The sequence below is a fragment of the Kribbella pratensis genome (assembly GCF_004365355.1).
Classification (GTDB): Bacteria; Actinomycetota; Actinomycetes; order Propionibacteriales; family Kribbellaceae; genus Kribbella.
Genome location: NZ_SODP01000001.1, coordinates 1,024,103 through 1,043,901, shown reverse-complemented (window position 1 = coordinate 1,043,901; position 19,799 = coordinate 1,024,103). Strand labels below are relative to the sequence as shown.

The 19,799-nt window shown below is 68.8% G+C and carries 17 protein-coding genes and 1 pseudogene; 3 read left to right on the top strand and 15 right to left on the bottom strand.

The features are described from left to right. Nucleotides 1–24 precede the first annotated feature (24 nt). From EV653_RS04845 to EV653_RS42670, 4 genes are all read right to left on the bottom strand, one after another. Nucleotides 25–2,337: an ATP-binding protein gene (locus tag EV653_RS04845; RefSeq protein ID WP_134098321.1), complete on the bottom strand. Its 2,313-nt coding sequence runs from the start codon at nucleotides 2,335–2,337 to the stop codon at nucleotides 25–27. Between the two features lie 27 nt (nucleotides 2,338–2,364). Beyond that, the gene (locus EV653_RS04840; protein ID WP_134103916.1) at nucleotides 2,365–3,270 is read right to left on the bottom strand and encodes an RluA family pseudouridine synthase; all 906 of its coding nucleotides are present in this window, start codon (nucleotides 3,268–3,270) and stop codon (nucleotides 2,365–2,367) included. Between the two features lie 32 nt (nucleotides 3,271–3,302). After that, nucleotides 3,303–3,779: a signal peptidase II gene (lspA, locus tag EV653_RS04835; RefSeq protein WP_238159571.1), complete on the bottom strand. Its 477-nt coding sequence runs from the start codon at nucleotides 3,777–3,779 to the stop codon at nucleotides 3,303–3,305. A 119-nt stretch (nucleotides 3,780–3,898) separates the two neighbouring features. Continuing rightward, a complete protein-coding gene (locus EV653_RS42670) occupies nucleotides 3,899–4,600 on the bottom strand; it encodes a TraR/DksA family transcriptional regulator (protein WP_134098318.1) in 702 nt (233 codons plus the stop codon). A gap of 472 nt (nucleotides 4,601–5,072) precedes the next feature. Between EV653_RS42670 and ileS the strand changes: the two genes are divergently transcribed. Beyond that, entirely contained in the window at nucleotides 5,073–8,225 is a 3,153-nt protein-coding gene (gene ileS / locus EV653_RS04825) for an isoleucine--tRNA ligase (RefSeq protein ID WP_134098316.1), read from the top strand. Nucleotides 8,226–8,309: 84 nt separating this feature from the next. Here the strand turns inward: ileS and EV653_RS04820 are convergent, their stop codons facing one another. Further along, entirely contained in the window at nucleotides 8,310–8,771 is a 462-nt protein-coding gene (locus EV653_RS04820; protein ID WP_202871481.1) for a MarR family winged helix-turn-helix transcriptional regulator, read from the bottom strand. 19 nt (nucleotides 8,772–8,790) lie between these two features. Here EV653_RS04820 and EV653_RS04815 point away from each other — a divergent pair, with 19 nt between their 5' ends. Continuing rightward, nucleotides 8,791–9,249 carry a pyridoxamine 5'-phosphate oxidase family protein gene (locus EV653_RS04815; protein WP_134098312.1) on the top strand — a complete coding sequence of 153 codons (459 nt, stop codon included), beginning with the start codon at nucleotides 8,791–8,793 and terminating at the stop codon, nucleotides 9,247–9,249. 97 nt (nucleotides 9,250–9,346) lie between these two features. Here the strand turns inward: EV653_RS04815 and EV653_RS04810 are convergent, their stop codons facing one another. The 6 genes from EV653_RS04810 to EV653_RS04785 all read right to left on the bottom strand — a co-directional run bounded on the left by EV653_RS04810 (nucleotide 9,347) and on the right by EV653_RS04785 (nucleotide 13,726). After that, nucleotides 9,347–10,108: a DivIVA domain-containing protein gene (locus tag EV653_RS04810; RefSeq protein WP_134098310.1), complete on the bottom strand. Its 762-nt coding sequence runs from the start codon at nucleotides 10,106–10,108 to the stop codon at nucleotides 9,347–9,349. A 197-nt stretch (nucleotides 10,109–10,305) separates the two neighbouring features. After that, the gene (locus tag EV653_RS04805; RefSeq protein ID WP_134098308.1) at nucleotides 10,306–10,611 is read right to left on the bottom strand and encodes a YggT family protein; all 306 of its coding nucleotides are present in this window, start codon (nucleotides 10,609–10,611) and stop codon (nucleotides 10,306–10,308) included. A 50-nt stretch (nucleotides 10,612–10,661) separates the two neighbouring features. Next, complete coding sequence (locus EV653_RS04800; RefSeq protein ID WP_134098306.1) at nucleotides 10,662–11,216, bottom strand: cell division protein SepF; 555 nt, start codon at nucleotides 11,214–11,216, stop codon at nucleotides 10,662–10,664. A gap of 81 nt (nucleotides 11,217–11,297) precedes the next feature. Beyond that, nucleotides 11,298–12,011 carry a YggS family pyridoxal phosphate-dependent enzyme gene (locus EV653_RS04795; RefSeq protein ID WP_134098304.1) on the bottom strand — a complete coding sequence of 238 codons (714 nt, stop codon included), beginning with the start codon at nucleotides 12,009–12,011 and terminating at the stop codon, nucleotides 11,298–11,300. Then, nucleotides 12,008–12,733: a peptidoglycan editing factor PgeF gene (gene pgeF, locus EV653_RS04790; protein WP_134098302.1), complete on the bottom strand. Its 726-nt coding sequence runs from the start codon at nucleotides 12,731–12,733 to the stop codon at nucleotides 12,008–12,010. Before pgeF ends, EV653_RS04795 begins: the two co-directional genes overlap by 4 nt. 9 nt (nucleotides 12,734–12,742) lie before the next feature. Beyond that, the gene (locus tag EV653_RS04785) at nucleotides 12,743–13,726 is read right to left on the bottom strand and encodes a S41 family peptidase (RefSeq protein ID WP_134098300.1); all 984 of its coding nucleotides are present in this window, start codon (nucleotides 13,724–13,726) and stop codon (nucleotides 12,743–12,745) included. Nucleotides 13,727–13,783: 57 nt separating this feature from the next. Here EV653_RS04785 and EV653_RS04780 point away from each other — a divergent pair, with 57 nt between their 5' ends. Then, nucleotides 13,784–14,299, top strand: coding sequence for an ArsR/SmtB family transcription factor (locus EV653_RS04780; protein ID WP_134098298.1), 516 nt, complete (start codon nucleotides 13,784–13,786; stop codon nucleotides 14,297–14,299). A 1,003-nt stretch (nucleotides 14,300–15,302) separates the two neighbouring features. Here the strand turns inward: EV653_RS04780 and ftsZ are convergent. The 4 genes and pseudogenes from ftsZ to murG all read right to left on the bottom strand — a co-directional run. Next, nucleotides 15,303–16,304, bottom strand: a pseudogene (gene ftsZ, locus EV653_RS41995) (cell division protein FtsZ); the annotation flags it as partial. 171 nt (nucleotides 16,305–16,475) lie between these two features. Next, complete coding sequence (locus EV653_RS04770; protein ID WP_134098294.1) at nucleotides 16,476–17,216, bottom strand: cell division protein FtsQ/DivIB; 741 nt, start codon at nucleotides 17,214–17,216, stop codon at nucleotides 16,476–16,478. Between the two features lie 18 nt (nucleotides 17,217–17,234). After that, entirely contained in the window at nucleotides 17,235–18,695 is a 1,461-nt protein-coding gene (murC, locus tag EV653_RS04765) for a UDP-N-acetylmuramate--L-alanine ligase (RefSeq protein WP_134098292.1), read from the bottom strand. Further along, nucleotides 18,692–19,780: an undecaprenyldiphospho-muramoylpentapeptide beta-N-acetylglucosaminyltransferase gene (gene murG / locus EV653_RS04760; RefSeq protein WP_134098290.1), complete on the bottom strand. Its 1,089-nt coding sequence runs from the start codon at nucleotides 19,778–19,780 to the stop codon at nucleotides 18,692–18,694. Before murG ends, murC begins: the two co-directional genes overlap by 4 nt. Between the last annotated feature and the right edge of the window lie 19 nt (nucleotides 19,781–19,799).

Here is a 19,799-nt window from a genome sequence, read left to right as displayed (position 1 = left end):
GGTGCGTGATCGGCGTCGCGACCGTTACCGGTCAGGATGCTCGGTGACCCAGCTCGCCACCTGGGCGCGGGAGGCGAAGCCCAGCTTGGTGAGGATGTGCTCGACGTGGGTCTCGGCGGTGCGCTGGGAGATGACCAGGCGGACGGCGATCTCCCGGTTGCTCAGACCTTCGCCGATCAGCACGGCGATCTCGTGCTCGCGAGGCGTCAGCCGGCCCGCCATCCCCGACTTGGCCACCCCGTCGCGCTCGGCTTCCTCCCCGAGCGCGAGCGCGACAGCCTGCTCGAAGGAGTACGCGGCGCCGCGCGCGAACGCCCGGTCGAATGCGGCGCTACCGATCGCCGCCCGGATCCGCTCCTCGGTCCGATCGTCGAACTGGCTGTACGGCGTGGTCTCGTCGACATGCGCACCGCTGGAGCGCCAGACGGCCCGGGATGCCCCCATGAGGCGAGCGGCGCTCTCGTCGGGCGCCGCGGACCCGCGACACCAGGACAGTGCCTGGACGCAGAACCCGATCCCGGTGCGGTCGTTCAGCGGCTGCCACAGCCGGATCGCGTCCCGCAGCGACCGCGTCGCCGCGGCGACCTCCTCGTGATCCCGCCACTGCACGATCCCGACGCTCCACAGCGCGTACGCCCTCGACGACGCGGCGCCATGGGCCTCGGCCAGGTTCAACGCCTCCTGGCTGAACTCCCCGACCCGCGGATCACCCAGGAAAAACGTTGCCGCGGACAACAAGATGAGGATGTCGAACTCACCGAGCGCGTCCCCCACGGCGCGATAGCCGGCCAGTGCCGGCTCCAAACGATCGACGGCTCCGGCCAGATCGCCCTGGTAGATCGCCGCGTGCCCTGACACCTCCGCGATCCGGGCTCGGAGCCGATGATCGTCGTACCGTTCGGCGAGTTCGTCGCACTCGGTCAGCAACCGGCTGAGCTGGTCCGCCTCCCCGAGGAACATGGCGAGGTAGCTCCCGGCCCACAACCCCACTGCCCGCAGCGGTGTCTGCTCCGGCGCGGCATCGAGCGCGCGGGTGAGATAGCGGTGGCCCTCGCGCAGGAATCCCGCGAACCAGAAGTTCCAGATGGGGGCCGCGATCTCCAGTGCGGCCGGGCCCTCGCCCGGCTCAGCCAGGCAGAAGTCCAGCGCCGCTCGCACGTTGTCGTGCTCGCGACGCATCCGCAGGTACCAGTCGGCCTGCCGAGGGCTGAAGCAGTCCGCCTCCCACTGCGCGGCCAGTGTCCGGTAGTGGTCGCGGTGGCGGAGCCGGTACTCGCGGGTCCGGTCGGCCAGCCGCAGGCCGCCGTACTGACTGATCGTCGTGAGCATCTCGTACCAGGCGGTCGGATGGGTACCGGCCGCTCGGCGCGTGATGATCGACTTGTTCAACAGGCCGGCGACCAGGCCGAGCACGTCGGCCCGGGCGATGCCGTCACCCGTGCAGACCTCCTCCGCGCCCTCCAGGTCGAAGCCGCCCGAGAAGACCGACAGCCGAGCCCAGAGCATCTGCTCCGGCGGCGAGCACAGGTCGTAACTCCAGCCGATCGCGGCATCCAGCGCCTGTTGCCTCGGCGGCCCGGCCGGTCGGCCGCTCGAGAGCAAGCCGAAGCGGTCTTCGAGCCGTTCGATGATCTGCGACAGCGACAGCGTCCGCATCCAGACCGCCGCGAGCTCCAGCGCGAGTGGTACGCCGTCCAGCCGCCGGCACACCTCGATCACCTGGGCCCGGTTGGTCTGGTCGATCACGAACTCGGGCAGCACCGCGCGGACCCGATCGGTGAAGAGAAGCAATGACTCGTACTGGTCGGCGTCGGCGGCCGGGCCCTCCTCGGGGGGCGTCGACAGCGGAGGCACTGAAAGGACCTGCTCCCCTTCCACTCCGAGTACGTGGCGGCTGGTCGCAAGGATTCTGAGCTGTGGTGCGGCCGCGAGCAGCTTGCTGACGATGACGGCGCACGCCTCGGCAACCTGCTCACAGTTGTCGAGCACCAGCAGAAGGTGCTTGTCCTCCAGGTAGTCCGCGAGATCCGCGGTCGGATTCGCCGAGACCTGACTCAGCTCGAGTGCGTTCGCCAGCGTGAGCCCCAGCAGACCGGCGTCCCGGAGAGCGGCGAGTTCGACGAACCACACGCCGTCGGAGAACGTACGCCGTACCTCCGTGGCCATCCGGAGCGCCAGCCGGGTCTTGCCGACGCCACCGGAGCCGGTCAGGGTCAGCAGACGGCTGCCCGACAACAGTCGCCTGGTCGCGCTCAGCTCGCGACGCCGTCCGACGAAACTCGTCAACTCGGCCGGAAGCCGCCCACGAGCCGTCCCCGTGACCTTCGACTCGGCCATGCCTCAGCCTACGGCCTGAGCCGAGCTTCAGGCGTCGACGAGGAGGTCCAGGGCGTGGTCGAGGTCGGCGGGGTACTCCGAGGTGAACTCGACGTACTCGCCGGTGCCGGGGTGGGTGAAGCCGAGGCGCATGGCGTGCAGCCACTGGCGGGTGAGGCCGAGGCGCTCGGCCAGGACCGGGTCGGCGCCGTAGGTGAGGTCGCCACAGCACGGGTGGCCGATCGCGGACATGTGGACGCGGATCTGGTGGGTGCGGCCGGTCTCGAGGGTGATCTCGAGCAGCGTCGCGTACCGGAACGCCTCGAGCGTCTCGTAGTGGGTCACGCTCGGCTTGCCGCCGGCCACCACGCCGAACTTGTAGTCGTGGTGCGGGTGCCGGTCGATCGGCGCATCCACGGTGCCGGTGAACGGGTCGGGGTGACCCTGCACCAGCGCGTGGTAGATCTTCTTGACCGTCCGCTCCTTGAAGGCGCGCTTGAGGACGGTGTACGCGTACTCCGTCTTGGCGACGACCATCAGCCCGGACGTGCCGACGTCGAGCCGGTGCACGATGCCCTTGCGCTCGGCAGCGCCGCTCGTGGAGATGGTGAAGCCTGCGCCGGCCAGGTGGCCGATGACGGTCGGGCCGGTCCACCCGGGCGACGGGTGCGCCGCGACTCCGACCGGTTTGTCGACGACGACGATCTCGTCGTCGTCGTACACGATCCGCAGGTTGTCCACCGTCTGCGGTACGACGGTCACCTCGGACGGCGGTGCCGGCAACTCGACGTCGAGCAGGTCACCGGCCGCGACCCGCGCGGACTTCGGCGCGGGCGACCCGTCGACCTGGACCAGGCCGGACTCGATCATCTCGGCCGCCTTCGTCCGAGACACGCCGAACAACCGGGACAGCGCCGCGTCGAGCCGCTCCCCCGCGAGACCGTCCGGCACCATCACGGTCCGGGAGGTCCCTGAGGTTCCGGATGTCACTTCTGCTGCTCCCGCGTCCCGTCGAGCTTGACCCCGCGCAGGGTCTGGATCACCAAAAGGATCGCGGCCGACGTCACCGCCATGTCCGCGACGTTGAAGATCGCCCAGTGCGGCGTCTGCAAGAAGTCGACCACGTGCCCGTGGAACGCCGACGGCTCCCGGAAGATCCGGTCGATGATGTTTCCGACCGCGCCGCCGAACAGCAGCCCGAACGCGACCGCCCAGCCCGCCGAACCGAGCCGCCGGGACAGGTAGACCACGCCGATCGCGACGATGATCTGGATCGCCGAGATGTACGGCGTGTAACCGGTCCCCAGACTGAACGCGGCGCCCGGATTCCGGATCAGGTTGAACTTGAGCAGCGACCCGACCACATTCACCGGTTCACCCGGCGTGAGGTGAGCCAGCGCGAGCGCCTTCGTCACCTGGTCGAGCAGCAGGATCACCAGGCCGACCGCACCGAACAGCCCCATCCATTTCCAGGATCGAACCGGCGGTGAGGGTGGCGGGGACGACGGAGAACCGGCCGACGGGTCGTCGGCCGGTTCCGTGGTGTCTGTGTCTCCCACCTGGTGAGACGAGGCAGGGTCGTTCAGCGGCGTTCCTGGCGTTCTTTGCATGACACGCACAGTGTCGCACGCGGGAACGCCTGCAGCCGACCCTTGCCGATCGCGTTGCCGCAGTTCTCGCAGACGCCGTACGTGCCGTCGTCGATCCGGGTCAGCGCGAACTCGATCTGGTTCAGCATGTCGCGGGCGTTGTTGGCCAGCGACAGCTCGTGGTACCGCTCCAGGGTGGTCGACCCGACATCGGCCTGGTCGTTCCCGGCGCCGTCGCTGCCGTCGCGGAACAGGCCCGCGATCTCCTGCTCGGCGTCGCGGATCTCCTCCTTGAGGTGCTCGACCTCACCCTCCAGTTCCGTGCGGAGCTCGGCGAGCTCGGCAGCGGTCCACGGATCCTCGCCCGGCTTCACCTTGAAGGTTTCGGCCGTATGTGCAGCGGACTTCGCCGGCGCAGTGGCCGGGGTCCTGTTCTCGTTCGTCTTCATGGCCACCCTCTTCGTCTGAGCTTCCTTGGCAGGGATCTTCTTGGCCGGAGCCTTCTTTGCCGCGGTGGAAGTCGACGCCGACTTCTTCGCGGGAGTCTTCTTGGCCGGCGACGCCTTCGTCGGTGTGTTCTTCGCCGGGGCTTTGCGGGCCGTCGTCTTCTGGACCGGCTCGGACTTCTTCGCAGCGCTCTTCTTGGCCGCGGCAGAGCGTTGGGGGGCGGATTTCTTCTGTGCCGATGTAGCCATGCTGATCAGCTACCCCCTGCCTTCGTCGGAGACTGAAGCGGACTGGTCGCAAGACAGTAGGCCACGTGATCACCACGTGCCAGCCCGACGCGCAGACCGTGGACATACGGTAGTCGGTTCTTCAAGTTCGCTCGACGTTCCGCGCGTCACAGCCCCGTCTCAGCGACTACGCTACGTCACCGAACGTTTCAGTCGGCTCATCGGCAACTCCCCCAAGAACGATTAACGATTCGTAGTCAGCTCGTACGACGCCGTACACTGACAACCGCGATCCGCAAGGCAGTGATGGGGCGATCACCCCGGAGCCGCCGGAAGAACGGTCTGTAAGGGACCTATTAGAACCGGCAGCGGCAGCAAAAGGAAGTGGGTATCTCGCGAAGGGATACCAAGGAGGGTGGTACCGCGCGGTGCCGGCGCCGAGCCGGTGCTTCGTCCCTCGTCCCGCAGGTCAGTGGCGACGAAGGACGATGAGATGGCGGCAGAGAACCCACATACCCCCTGGCGGCAGGTTCCCGCTCAGGTCGACTTCCCCGCGCTCGAGCGCGAGGTGCTCACCCTCTGGGACGAGCACGACACCTTCGCCAAGAGCCTCGAGCAGTCCGCCGGCGGTCAGCCGTGGACCTTCTACGAGGGCCCGCCCACCGCGAACGGCATGCCGGGCACGCACCACATCGAGGCCCGCGTCTTCAAGGACGTGTTCCCGCGCTACCGGACCATGAAGGGGTTCTGGGTCGAGCGGAAGGCCGGCTGGGACTGCCACGGCCTCCCGGTCGAGGTCGCGGTGGAGAAGGAGCTCGGCTTCAGCGGCAAGAACGACATCGAGGCGTACGGCATCGCCGAGTTCAACGCCAAGTGCCGCGAGTCGGTGCTGCGGCATGTGGACGCGTTCAACGAGCTGACCGTCCGAATGGGTTACTGGGTCGACCTCGAGCACCCGTACAAGACGATGGACCCGGAGTACGTCCAGTCGGTCTGGTGGTCGCTCAAGCAGATCCACGACAAGGGTCTGCTGGTCGAGGACTACCGCATCACGCCGTACTGCCCGCGCTGTGGCACCGGCCTGTCCGACCACGAGCTCGCCCAGGGTTACGAGACCGTCGTCGACCCGTCGGTGTACGTCCGCTTCCCGCTGACCTCCGGTCCGCTGGGCGGCAAGGCTTCTCTGCTGGTCTGGACGACGACCCCGTGGACCCTCGTCTCCAACACGGCCGTCGCCGTACACCCCGACGTCGAGTACGTCGTGGCCACCGACGGCGTGGAGTCGCTGGTCGTCGCCAAGCCGCTGCTCGATCGGCTCGGCGAAGGCTGGACGGTCACCGACGAGTACGTCGGCCGCGAGATGGAGCTGTGGACCTACCAGCGGCCGTTCGAGCTCGTGCCGTTCGACGAGCCGGCCCACTACGTCGTGCTCGCGGACTACGTCACGACCGAGGACGGCACCGGCCTGGTGCACCAGTCCCCCGCATTCGGTGCGGACGACCTCGCGGTGGGCCGCGCGTACAACCTGCCGGTGGTGAACCCGGTGGACTCGAGCGGTCACTTCAACGCCGACGTGCCGCTGGTCGGCGGGCAGTTCTTCAAGAAGGCCGACGAGGACCTGGTCAAGGACCTCGACGCGCGCGGTGTGCTGTTCAAGCACGTGCCGTACGAGCACCCGTACCCGCACTGCTGGCGCTGCCACACCCCGGTCATGTACTACGCACTCCCGTCCTGGTACATCCGCACCACCCAGGTGAAGGACGCCCTGCTCCGCGAGAACGAGCAGACCAACTGGTACCCGGACTCGGTCAAATGGGGCCGGTACGGCGACTGGCTGCGCAACAACATCGACTGGGCCGTCTCCCGCTCCCGCTTCTGGGGTACGCCGCTGCCGATCTGGCGCTGCGCCGACGACCACCAGGTGTGCGTGGGCTCGCTGGCCGAGCTCGGTGAGCTGGCCGGGCGCGACCTGAGCGCTACCGACCCGCACCGGCCGTACGTCGACGACATCACCTTCGACTGCCCGACCTGCGGTGCGGAGTCGCACCGCGTGCCCGAGGTGATCGACGCCTGGTACGACTCGGGCTCGATGCCATTCGCGCAGTGGGGCTACCCGTGGGCGGAGGGGTCGAAGGAGAAGTTCGCGACGACCTACCCGGCCGACTTCATCTCCGAGGCGATCGACCAGACCCGCGGGTGGTTCTACACGCTGATGGCGATCGGCACGCTGGTCTTCGACGAGTCGTCGTACCGCAACGTGGTCTGCCTCGGACACATCCTGGCCGAGGACGGCCGGAAGATGTCCAAGCACCTGGGCAACATCCTCGAGCCGATCCCGCTGATGGACAACCACAGCGCGGACGCGGTGCGCTGGTTCATGGCCGCGTCCGGCTCGCCGTGGAAGGCTCGCGGCATCGGGCCGAACGTGCTGAACGAGATCGTCCGGAAGGTGCTGCTGACCTACTGGAACACGGTCGCGTTCCACGCGCTGTACGCCCGGCTGGCCGACTGGTCGCCGACGGATGCTCCGGCCGTCGCCGACCGTTCGGTGCTGGACCGGTGGCTCGTGAGCGAGACGCACCGGCTCGTCCGCGACACCGACGAGGCGTACGCCGCGTTCGACACCCAGCGGCTCGGTCTGCTGATCAACTCGTTCGTCGACGTGCTGTCGAACTGGTACGTCCGCCGTTCGCGCCGCCGGTTCTGGGCCGGTGACGCCGGCGCGCTGGCCACCCTGCACGAGACGCTCGACGTGCTGACGCGGGTGCTGGCGCCGCTGACGCCGTTCGTCACCGAGCGGGTCTGGCAGGACGTGTTCCGCCCGGTCACGCCGGAGCTGCCCGAGTCGGTCCACCTGTCGAGCTTCCCGACGTACGACGAGACGCTGATCGACGACGTCCTGGCGCAGCACGTGTCGATGGCCCGCCGGGTCGTCGAGCTCGGCCGGTCGGCCCGCGCCGAGGCGAAGGTGAAGACGCGCCAGCCGCTGGCCCGCGCCCTGGTCGGATCGGCCGCGATCGCGGACCTGTCGCCGGAGCTGCTGCAGGAGATCGCGGACGAGCTGAACGTGGGCACGGTCGAGCCGTTGTCGGCGGCCGGCGCGGACCTGGTCGAGTTCTCTGCCAAGGGCAACTTCCGTGAGCTCGGCAAGCGGTTCGCCAAGCAGACGCCGGTGGTCGCGGCCGCGATCGCCGCCGCGGACGCCGGGGCGCTCGCGGTCGAGCTGAAGGAGACCGGGACGGCGTCGGTCGTCGTCGACGGCGAGGACGTCCGGGTGAGCGAGGCCGAGGTCCTGCTGTCCGAGCGGCCGAAGGAAGGCTGGTCGGTGGTCAACGAGCAGGGCGAGACCGTTGCCCTCGACCTCGAGGTGACGCCCGAGCTGCGGCAGGCCGGCCTGGCCCGCGAGGTGGTCCGGACGTTGCAGGAGGCCCGGAAGAACGCCGGCCTCGAGGTCTCGGACCGGATCAAGGTCTGGCTGACCTCGACCGACGCCGAACTGACCGATGCCCTGGGCAAGCACGCCGACGAGATCGCCCGCGAGGTCCTCGCCGTCGAGCTGAACCAGTCCGCCCCCACCGAGTCCGCCGACGTTGCCACCGGCACCGAAGAGGACCTGCGGCTGACGTATTGGCTCACCAAGGCCTGACGCCCGTTCATCCTGCACCCCGCCCTGCATCGCGGGCCGGGGTGCAGGTTGGCGCCGGAGGCCCGGGGCTGCGTGTGAGGGTTGTCAGTGGGGTGGGCGGACGGTTCGGGTGCGGATCGGGGCGGTGCCGCCGAGGCTGTCGATCACGTCGGTGAGTAGTTGCCGTGCCTCCTCGACTCGGTGGTCGCCCAGGGATTTGCGGAGCTCCCGATCGATTGCTGCCCGGTGCTTGCGGGCGGCTTCGATCACCGCCTGTCCGTGATCGGTCAGGTGGACCTGCTTGGCCCGGGCGTCGTCCGGGTCGGTGCGGCGGGCGACGTACCGGCGCGCCTGCAGATCGGCGACGGTCTTCGAGGCGGCCTGCTGGGTGACGCCGAGCTTGTCCGCCAGCGTGGTGATTGTCACCGGCCCGCCGACCAGATGCTGGAACACGACGCCGTCGGCGAAGCGCGCATCGCCGAAGCCGTCGTCGGTGAGGCGGCGCTGCACCTCGTCGGCCAGTGCCCAGCCGGCGAACAACGAGACCAGCGACAGATCCAGATCCATGTCGCTAGAATACACAACCATGGTTGTGCAAAAGGAGTTCATCGAGAGAGCGCACCGGATCGTCTGGTGCGGTGTCGCGACCGTCGGGCCGGACAACCGGCCGCGGAGCCGGATCCTGCACCCGATCTGGGAGCTCGACGGCGACGAGTTGACCGGCTGGATCGTGACGCGGAAGACGCCGGTGAAGGTGCGGCATCTCGCGCACAGTCCGTACCTGAGCTGCACCTACTGGGAGCCCGGTCACGAGGTGGCCATCGCGGATTGCGAGGCGGAGTGGGTCGCGGACGTGGCGACCCGGCAGCGAGTGTGGGAGCTGTATCGAGATGCTCCGGCGCCGCTCGGCTACGACTTCTGGAGTGTGTTCCCCGATGGACCGGCCGGGGAATCACCCGCACTACTCAGACTTGCGCCCTACCGGCTGCGACTCAGCGACGTCGAGACGCTGAGCGGCCGGAAGGAACCTCTCGCCTGGCCCTGACACCCTGTCACCGTGCTGGGACGGTGTGTCAAAAGTGTCCAGACATGACGAAGAGGCGGTGCCGCCGGAAAGCACCGCCTCCTCAACGAGGTGTTGTTTACACGCCGTGACCGTGAGCCTGGGCGCGGGCCTCCGGGCGGAAGCCGTTGCGCGGGCTGAGCGTGTCGTCGCCGTTGCCGAGCGCCTTCAGCTGCTCGGTGAAATACGTCTTCAGGCGGCTGCGGTACTCACGCTCGTACGCGTGCAGGTCGTCGATCGTGCGCTCGAGCTGACCCTTCTGCTTCTCCAGCGTGCCGAGCATCTGCGCACGACGCTCCGCGATCTCGCCGTCGAGCTTCTCGGCGCGGGCACGGGCCTCACCGGTCATCCGATCGGCCTTGCCACGCGCTTCGTTCTCCAGGCGCTCCGCCTTGGCGCGGGCCTCACCGATGATCTTGTCGGCGGTGTCCTTCGCCTCCTGGACCAGGTCGTCGGAGTGCTTGGTGGCCATCTCCAGCAGCCGGACGGCCGAGCTGGAGGCGTCGCCGACCGAGCCGGCCGCCGCAGCCGCACCGGCCGCCGCGACCGCGGGCATTACCGGGGGCTTCTCTTCCGGCTTCTCGACCACGACCGGGGGCTTGGGCTGCTGCACGACAGGCGGCAGGGCGGCGGTCTGGTCGACGACCGGCCGCTGCTGGTCCGCACCCGCGCGCTGAGCCGCAGCGAGCTTGGCCCGCAGCTCCTCGTTCTCGGCGAGAAGTCGCTCGAGCTCTGCCTCGACCTCGTCGAGGAATGAGTCGACCTCTGTGACGTCGTAGCCCTCCCGTAGTCGGACGGGCGTGAATTGCTTCGAGCGGACGTCATCCGGCGTCAGCGGCATCTTTCACCTCGTTTGTCTGTGTCTTGGCGGAGTCCCCGTGGTGTTGCACCCCGGCGACTCAGTAGATCACGTTATCGCTTCGTTGTCTTATGACGGAATCCGGGCGGTCGACAACGGTCCTGCCCAGCGGAGCGGCCTGGTAGACACTGCCCCGTTTTCCCGAGACTCTACCTACCCTGTCCTCGCGTTTCCCACCCTCACAACGACCGCAAAGCCGTTGAGTTGATGGACATCGCCACCGAGACGATGACGAACAGCATCAGCATGGACAGGTCGATCCGCACCCCGCCCGCCCCGATCGGGGGCAGGATCCGCCGCAACGGCTTCAGCAGCGGATCGGTGATCGAGTAGATCAGCTCGAAGAACAGGAGCAGCGGACCCTTCGGGTGCCACTGGGGCGCGAACATGACGATCAGACTGAGCACGAACCGCGCCACCAGCACCAGGAAGAAGGCGAGCAGCACCCAGCTGAGAACACTGAGGACGAGCGCTAGAGCAACCATGTCGTCAATGAGTGTAGAAGACGGCGGAAGGCCAGGAGCCAACCAGAGCATCAGCTCTGGTTGTAGAACCCGTCCGCGGCGATCTTCTCCTTCTCCTCGGCGGCGACCGTGACGTTCGGCGGGCAGACCAGGAACACCTTGGTGGTGATCCGCTCGATCGATCCACGGCAGCAGAAGATCAGCCCGGCGGCGAAGTCGACCAGTCGCTTGGCGTCCGCGTGATCCATCTCGGTCAGGTTCATGATGACGGGGGTGCCGTCGCGGAAATGCTCACCGATGACGCGCGCCTCGTTGTAGCTGCGCGGGTGCACGGTGGTGATGCGGGCCAACTCGGTAACCTCCGGGGACGGCGCGACCCCGCGCCGGTCTGGGAACTTGCTGACCGTGGCGCCGCTGGTGTTCTCACGGTCCTCGCGGTGCTCGCGAGCTTCGCGGCTCTCCCGGCCGGCAGGTACCGGCTCGGTCTCGTGGGAGTCCCCGTCAACATCGTCGACTGCGTCATCGTCGTACTCGTCGTACTCGTAGTCGTCGTACCGCGCGTTGTAGCGCTCCCCGTCCTCGACCAAGCCGAGGTACACACCCATCTTGCGCAGTGCGCCGCTCATGGCCCTCCAGCACCTCGATCCGGTTCGACGAGACTTCGAGTACAACGGTGAGCAGGAAGCAAAACCTGCACGATGTCGACACTAACCGAGTGGAGGACGCGTACCGAGTAAGGCGCGCCCGAGCCGGACGTGTGTCGCGCCATGCTTGATCGCGGCCTCCAGATCACCGGTCATTCCGGCCGAGATCCAGTCGGCGCCGGGGTGTTCGGAGCGTAGCCCCAACGCTACGTCCCGCAGGCCGGCGAAGGCTTCGCCGGGGTCCGATCCCAACGGCGCGACAGCCATCACTCCCCCGAGCTCCAGTGCGTCCGCTGCCGCGATCGCCGCGGCCAGTTCGGGTACGTCGGAAGGCTCGACGCCGCCACGCCCCGCGCCGGTCGCCGCCTCGGCCGGTCCGTACGCCGCAAGGCTCACCTGGATCAGGCAGCGCACCGTCTTCTCCTCGGCGACCGCGGCCTTGGACAGCGCTTCGACGAGTGACGATCGATCGACGGAGTGGACGATCGACGCGTTCCGGACAACAGACCTGGCCTTCTTCGACTGCAGCTGGCCGACGAAGTGCCAGGTGAGGTCCGTGCACTCCGGCGCCTTCACCTTGAGCTCCTGCTCACGGTTCTCCCCGACGTCCCGGACCCCGAGGGCCGCCAGTGCCCGCACATCGCTGACTGGAAAGGTTTTGGTGATCGCGACGAGGGTGACCTCGTCCCGGGATCTCCCGGCCGCCTGACAAGCCTTCTCGATCCGCTCCCGAACGTGCAGCAGGTTGCCGCGCAGCTCGTCGGCGCGATCCGTCATCGCGTCACCAGCTTGATGAGGCCGGCCATCCGGCCGCTGGTCGGGCCTTCGCGCCGGTACGAGTACAAGTTGCCGGACTCGATCGTGCACGCGGTCGCGTCGATCACCTCGACGTCGAGCTCGGCCAGTTGCGCCTTCACCCCGGCAGCCACGTCGAGCGCGGGTGTCCCCCAACTCGTCTCGGAGTACGCCGCCGGTACGCGCTCGGCGACCTCGGCGCGCATCTCTTCGGGTACTTCGTAGCACTTCCCGCAGGCATACGGTCCGAGTACGGCGGTGATGTGCGAAGCGCCGAGGTCGCGCATCGCGTCGACGGTCGCCGGCACGATGCCGACGTACATGCCCTTGCGTCCGGAGTGGGCCGCACCGATGACGCCGTCTCCAACCAGCAAGACGGGCAGGCAGTCCGCGGCGCGGACGGCCAGCACCACGTCGGAGCGTGTCGTGACGAGCCCGTCGGCCTTCGGGTTCTGCTCGAGCGGTAGCGCGTCGTCCGGCCCGACGACGTGGACGTCGCGTCCGTGGACCTGGCTGACCCGGACGACCGCGTCGGGCTCCACCTCGAAGGCGGTCGCGACCCGGCGGAAGTTCTCGGCGATCCGCTCGGCGTCCTCGCCGTACCCACCGAGGTTGAATTCGCCGTACGGCGGTTTGCTGGCGCCGCCGTACCGATCGGTGAAGACGACCCGGGCGGCGGAGAGAACCTCGTCGTAGCCGAACACGACTGAAGATTACCCAGCGGCGACGCCCGCACCCAGCACCGCCCGCGCCTCGTCGGTCACACCGTTCCGCTCGGGCTCGGACGGCAACTCGAGCACATACTCGGCCGCCAGGCGATACGCGTAGGCGAAGGCCTCATCCGCCGGTACGTCGAGGTCGGGAACGACGCCGGTGCCTTCCCAGTTGGTCCCCGTGATCGAGCTCACCGAACGCGCCACCGGCACACTCGCCTCGAGCTGCTCGTGCAACTTGAACCCCTCGCGCGGGTGCGCCCCGCCGCCGGTCCGCTCGCCCACGACGACGGCCCGCCCGAACTGCTGCAGGTTGTACGCCAACTCCTCGCCGCCCGAGAACGTCGCGGGGCTGGTCAGAACCCAGATCGGCTTGGTGCCGCTGAACCGCGGACCCGGCACGTACGGCGTGGTCCAGAACTGCCGCGTCGAACCGTCGGCCGGTTTGACCAGATCGTGCAGATGGATCGCCTCGTCGGAGTCGAGCAGATGACTGCAGACATAGGCGACCTGATCGGGCGATCCACCCACACAGCGGCGCAGATCGATGAGCAGAGCGTCGGTCGATGCGAGCAGCGACATCGCTGCCGTGACCGCCGGTCCGGCCAGATTGGGGGGATAGAGCAACGGCCGGATCTCCAGCAGCCCGATGTTGCCGTCGAGCCGTTCGACGCGCGCCATCCCGCCGGCGTCGAGCGCTGCACGGCGCCGCCAATGCGCTTCCTCGGCCACCGGGTCGGTCTCGTCCGGCAGTCCGTCGCGGCGGAAGATGAGGCGCAGATGTTTGTCGCGATTTCCGACCTGCAGGTCGGCCGTGACTCGCTCGGCCAACTGCTCCGGCGTCGCGAGGTCGTCGTACCGACCTTCGGCGACGGCCGCGGCGAGCCGGTCCGCGACCTCGGCGCCAATCTCGGGGAAGACGTAGTACTCCGCGACGAGCGCGCCCAGCCGGCCGACGACGGCCCTGATCTCTTCGGTGTGCATGGGCAGCAGTAGAGCACGCGGTTTGACAAAGCGTCAAGAAATCTCGACGCTTGATCCATGGCCGAGATTGTCGATCACCTGGAGGTGTCGAGCGCCGCGCAGTTCAAGGCGCTCGGGCACCCGCTACGGCACCGCTTGCTGTTCGCGCTCGGGCAGGAGGCGGCCACGATCAGCCAGCTGGCCGCTGCGCTCGGGACAGCCAAAGGCAACGTCGCCCACCACCTGGGCGTACTGCGTGACGCCGGGATGGTGCACGTGGCCGAGACCCGGCAGGTGCGCGGCGGGACCGAGCAGTACTACCGACGGTCGGTGCGTCGGTTCGACTTCGTCGGTGAAGGCGCGCGGGCGGCCAACACCGTCGCTCTCCAGGCTGTCGCCGCCGAGCTCGAGAGCGCGGACGACGACCCGCTGTTCAACCTGCGGAACATCCGGCTCACCGCCGCCCAGGCCGCGGAACTCGCCGCGACACTCGACCGAATGGTCCACGAACTCACCGACGCCGGCCCAGCCGAGTCCCGCTACGGCGTTCTCGTCACCGTCTACCGCCCCCGCCAGCCCGCCCCGCCTGCCTGACGAGCCCCAACCTTGTGCACCCACCAACCAGTTTCGCGAGCGCAAAGTGGTTGGTGGGTGCACAAGGTTGGGGAGTTACTTGAGGAAGTCCGGGGTCTTCCTCGGGCTCCGGCTTCTTCGGGCGGCCCGACCCGGGGCTGGGACAAGAAGCCGGGAGCTGGGACAAGAAGCCCCGGGCTGGGACAAGAAGCCGGGGCCCTGAGACCAGAACCGGGGGCTGGGACAGGAAGCCGGGGGCTGGGACAGGAAATAACCTGTCTCAGCCCCCGGCTTGATGGCGTGGGCCCCGGCGCCTGGCCGGGCGGGAGGTCTCGCTCGCCTCCCCCGCCTTCTGCCCCTCGGTCCGGGCTTACTTCAGGAAGTCGGGGATGTCGAGGTCTTCCTCGGGCTCCGGCTTCTTCGGGCGGCTGGACGGCGGTGTCTGGTTGGTGCCGGCGGCACCCGCACCGCTGCCGCTGCCGCTCCCATTGCCGCCGCCGCTGCCAATCCCATTGCCGCCGCTGCTGCTCGGACCGTTCGTCGGCCAGGAGTGCTGGGTCGACGGAGCGGTCGGCGAGGCGGGGGTGTGCGGGGCCGACTGACCTGGCTGGACAGTGCGGACCGGGTCGCCGGACTGCGGGCGGGCGGAGTTCGTCGTACCGACGCCCGGGCGTGGCTCGGTGGGAGCCGGGACCGGGACCGTGTCGTCGGTCGGCTGGCCCGTGGGGGCCGCCTGAGTCTGACCCGGCTGCTGGCCGGGCACCGAATGCGTCGGCGCGCTCTGCTGCGTCGGCTGGGCGGCGCCTGGAGTCTGCCCGGGCTGGCCCGTGCCTTGCTGGCCGCCGCCGAACTGACCGCCGGACACTGAGCCGGTCCCAGGCTGGCTTGCGCCCTGCTGGCCACCGGTGAACTGACCCGCGGACGGCGAGCCGGTCCCAGGTTGACCGGACTGCTGGCCGCCGGGCTGGCCGGACTGCTGGCCCGGCGGGGTTGAGGTGCCGGTCATCGGGGCCGAGTAGCTCTGGGGGCGCGAGGACTGGGGCCGCGCCTGGTTCATCGCCTGTTCGCGACGCTTGGGCATGCCGCCGTCGAAGCCGGCTGCGATCACCGTGACGCGGACCTCGTCACCGAGGGCGTCGTCGATGACCGCGCCGAAGATGATGTTCGCGTCGGAGTGCGCGGACTCCGAGACCAGCTGCGCCGCCTCGTTGATCTCGAACAGGCCCAGGTCGGATCCGCCCGCGATCGACAGCAGCACGCCGTGCGCACCCTCGATACTTGCCTCAAGCAACGGAGACGAGATGGCCGCCTCGGCGGCCGCGACCGCGCGGTCCTCGCCGCGGGACGAGCCGATGCCCATCAGCGCGGAGCCGGCGTTCGACATGACCGCCTTGACGTCGGCGAAGTCGACGTTGATCAGACCGGGCGTGGTGATCAGGTCGGTGATGCCGGAGACACCCTGCAGCAGCACCTGGTCGGCCTGCTTGAACGCGTCCAGCACGGAGACGGCGCGGTCGGAGATCGTCAGCAGGCGGTCGTTCGGAATCACTATCAGCGTGTCGACCTCCTCGCGGAGGGTGGCGATGCCGTCCTCCGCCTGGGTCGCGCGCCGCTTGCCCTCGAACGAGAACGGCCGCGTCACCACACCGATGGTCAGCGCGCCGAGCGAGCGGGCGATGCGCGCCACCACCGGCGCGCCGCCGGTGCCGGTGCCGCCGCCCTCACCGGCGGTGACGAAGACCATGTCGGCGCCCTTCAGCGCCTCCTCGATCTCCTCCGCGTGGTCCTCGGCAGCCTTCTGCCCGATCGCCGGGTTCGCGCCGGCGCCCAGACCACGGGTCTCCTCGCGGCCGATGTCGAGCTTGACGTCCGCGTCGCTCATCAACAGCGCTTGCGCGTCGGTGTTGATGGCGATGAACTCAACGCCCTTCAGACCGTGCTCGATCATCCGGTTGACGGCGTTCACGCCGCCCCCGCCGATACCTACGACCTTGATGAGTGCCAGGTAGTTCTGCGGTGCCGCCACGTCCGCGCCTCTCGCCTCGTTGCTTTCCCGTTGTCCAGCGAAAAGACTGAACCTCAAGTACATGCTTAGACTTATGTCAACTTTAGATTACGCCGCACGGTACGTGACGCCTTCTGGCGCTGTCCACGCGCCTCGCCGCCAAGAAACCACACTGTCCCGGGATGTGATACTTCATCGCTTTTCCCCTTTGGTGACAGGGAGATCGGGCGCCGAGACGTCGTACACCTTCGCCTGGCGCTTCATCAGCACGCTCAGTACCCCGGCCTTGCGCGCACTGTCATCGGAACTACCCCAAACGACCTTCACATCCGAGCTCAGGTTCAGCGTGATCGAGTCCGGCGACGCTGCCGAGATCGAACGCACCTGCGCCCGCAAGGTCTCCGGCAGGGCGGCCGAAACCGTCACCACCGAATGGATCGTGACGTCGCGCCGTACGCCGGTGACCTTCGCCTCCGGCAGTCCGGCCGGCCGGTCGGGCACGGTGCGGTACGACGTACCGGTCGCGTCGACCAGTTCGTAGCGCGAGCCGTCCGTGACGACCACGACCGGAACCCGTTCGGTGACGACGATCACGATCTTGTTCGGCCAGGCGCGGGTCACCTGCGCGTCCGCGACCGCCGGGATCGTCCGCACCCGGTCGGCGATCGACCGCAGGTCCACCTTCGCCAGCGGGGTGCCGATCGGTGCGGCCGCGGTCTGCTCGATCGTTGCCAGCGGCACCGTGTCGGCGCCGCTGATCCGCACACCCGAGACAGCCAGCACGGAAGAGAAGTAGAACAACCAGACGATCAGCCCGGCCACGACAACGAGGCCGCCGCCGATCGCCCACGGCAGCCAACTCCGCCAGCGCACCAGCCGTTGCCGGCGCGCGAACCGCTGCTGTGCCCGAGCCAGATCAACGCTCTGGCTCATTCAACAAACCCCACCCAATTACTCCACCACAGCTACCGGCGTTGACTCGGCAGGCTCGCGGGTGGCGGCGCGTTCGGCCAGCAGACCAACGACTTCCGGGCCGATCAGCGTCACGTCCCCCGCGCCCAGCGTCACCACCAGATCACCCGGCTCGGCCAGGTCCGCGACCAGCTGCGGTACGGCGGACCACGACGGCTCGAACCGGACCTGGTCCGGCTTCAGCGGCACGTGGTTCGCGATCAACGCCCCGGTGACACCCGGCTCCGGGTCCTCGCGGGCCGCGAACACGTCCATCACCACGACTTCGTCGGCCAGCGCCAGCGATTCGGAGAACTCCTTGGCGAAGATCCGCGTCCGGCTGAACAGGTGCGGCTGGAAGCACGCGATCACGCGCCCCTCCCCCGCCACCGTGCGCGCCGCGGTCAGGTCGACGGCCAGCTCGGTCGGGTGGTGCGCGTACGAGTCGAACACCCGCACACCGTCCTCGAGCCCCTTGAACTCGAACCGCCGCCCGGTGCCGGTGAACGCAGCGAGCCCCTCGGCCAGGTCGGCCGCGGAGAACCCGAGCCCCAGCCCGACCGTGAGCGCCGCCGACGCGTTCAGCGCGTTGTGCTTACCCGCCTGCTGCAGCTGCACCATCGGCAGCCTCCGGCCGCGGTACACGGGCACGAACGACTGCGTGGCGCCGTTCGCGGTGATCTCGGTGACATGCAGATCCGCGTCCTCCGACTCGCCGTACGTCCGTACGTCGATGCCGCGGGCGCGCGCGTACTCCGCCAGCCGCCGGGCACCGGCGTCGTCCTGGCAGATCACCATGAAGCCCTCGGGCAGCACGCGATCGCAGAACTCCTCGAACGCCTTGCGGTAACTGGCCTCGTCGCCGTAGTTGTCCAGGTGGTCCGGCTCGACCGACGTGACGATCGACACCTCGGGCGTGTACGTCAGGAACGACTTGTCCGACTCGTCCGCCTCGGCGACGAACAGGTCGCCGTTGCCGTCGTGCGCGTTCGACCCGGACTCGTTGAGGTTGCCGCCGATCGCGTACGACGGGTCGGCGCCGCAGTGCTGCAGCGCGACCGTGAGCATCGACGTCGTGGTCGTCTTGCCGTGCGTCCCGGCGACCGCGAGCGTGCGGCGGCCGACCATCACCGAGGCCAGCGCGGCGGCCCGGGGCAGGATCGGGATCCCGGCCTCGCGGGCGGCGACCACCTCGGGGTTGGTCTCGCGGATCGCGGTCGACACCACCACAGTGTCGACGTCCTTGACGTGCTCGGCGGCGTGACCGACCCAGCAGGTCGCGCCGAGCGCGCGGAGCGCGGCGAGCACCTTGCCGTCCTTGGCGTCGGATCCGGACACCTCGATCCCGCGCGAGGCCATGATCCGGGCGATCCCGGACATACCGGCTCCGCCGATTCCTACGAAGTGCACTCTGCCCAGCTTTTCGGCAGGCAGGAGCGTGTCAGGTGCGGTGACGATCACGAAGCAGACCTCACCACATCCAGGATGATCCGCGCCAATCGCTCGTCGGCATCCGTCCGGATCACACCGGTCGCAGCTGTGGACATGGTTGTCAGACGCTCGCGGTCGTGCAGAAGTTGCGGCACATTCGCCCGGATCCAGTCCGCGGTCATCTCGGCGTTGTCGATCAGCACTCCGCCGCCGACGTCGACGACCGGTTTCGCGTTCAGTCGCTGCTCACCGTTACCGATCGGCAGCGGTACGTAGATCGCGGGCAGTCCGACACCGGACACCTCGGTGACCGTGTTCGCTCCCGAGCGGCAGACCACCAGGTCGGCCGCGGCGTACGCGAGGTCCATCCGGTCGACGTAGTTCAGGACGACGTACGGGTAGCGGCCGGTCTGCGGCACTTCGAGGCTGTTCTTCGGGCCGATCGCGTGCAGGACCTGGATGCCGGCCGCCTGCAGGTCCGCGGCAGCGCCGGAGACGGCCTCGTTGATCTGCCGTGCTCCCTGCGACCCGCCGGTCACGAACAGCGTCGGCGCATCCGGGTCCAGGCCGAAGAACTGCCGCGCCTCGGCCCGCAGTGCTGCCCGGTCCAGCGTGGAGATCGCGCGCCGGATCGGCAGCCCGACGTACTCGGCGTGCGGCAGCTCGGTGCCCGGGAACGACGTCTTGACGTACTGCGTGCAGTAGCGCGCGGCGAACTTGTTCGCGATCCCCGGCACCGCGTTGCCCTCGTGGACGACGATCGGCGTCTTCCGCCGCCAGGCAGCGACGTACGCCGGGGTGGAGACGTAGCCGCCGAATCCGACCAGGACGTCGGCCTTGGCCTCGTCGAGCGCCCGGCGGGCCGCGCTGACCGAGGCCAGCATCTTCCCCGGTACGGCGAGCAGCGCCGGCGTCGGTCTGCGCGGCAGCGGCACCGGCGGGATCAGCTCCAGCCGGTAGCCGGCCTCCGGTACGACGCGGGTCTCGAGGCCGCGCTCGGTCCCGAGCGCGAGGATCTCGACGGTCGGGTCGATCCGGCGCAGGGCGTCGGCGGTGGCGATCAGGGGTGAGGTGTGGCCGGCGCTACCGCCGCCGGCCAGAACGATGCTGGGCACAGCTTTCAACGCTCCCGCG